The 392-nt window shown below is 57.9% G+C and carries 1 protein-coding gene; it reads left to right on the top strand.

Features of this window, described 5'->3' with window-relative positions; genetic code table 11:
- The coding region (locus CSV68_RS16840; protein ID WP_233192966.1) for a methyl-accepting chemotaxis protein at positions 1-392 on the top strand (392 nt) is incomplete at both ends.

The raw sequence follows: 392 nt of genomic DNA, 5'->3' as shown, positions 1-392 counted from the left end.
TTAACCGCCTGAACGCGGCCATTGAGGGGATGCGGCAGTCTCTGATGAACTCGGTTTTACGGGTACGTGATGCCAGCTCGCAAATTGATACCGGTAGCCGCGAGCTGACGGCGGGGAACATGGATCTTGCCCAGCGCACGGAATCCACCGCGACATCGCTTGAGCAGACGGCCGCCAGCATGGAAGAGATCACCGCCACGGTGAAACTCAATGCAGACAACGCCGAGCAGGCGCACCAGCTGGCGAAATCCGTGTCTGACACCGCCGATCACGGCAGCGAAATGGTCTGCTACGTCATTGAAAAAATGCGTGATATCGCCGGCAGTTCGGCACGCATCGCCGATATTCTGAGCGTCATTGACGGCATTGCCTTCCAGACCAATATTCTGGCG

It is taken from the genome of Sporosarcina sp. P29 (assembly GCF_002743265.1).
In the GTDB taxonomy this organism is placed as follows: Bacteria; Bacillota; Bacilli; order Bacillales_A; family Planococcaceae; genus Sporosarcina.
The sequence above is the reverse complement of the archived record's forward strand: the minus strand, read 5'-3'. Positions and strand labels throughout refer to the sequence as shown.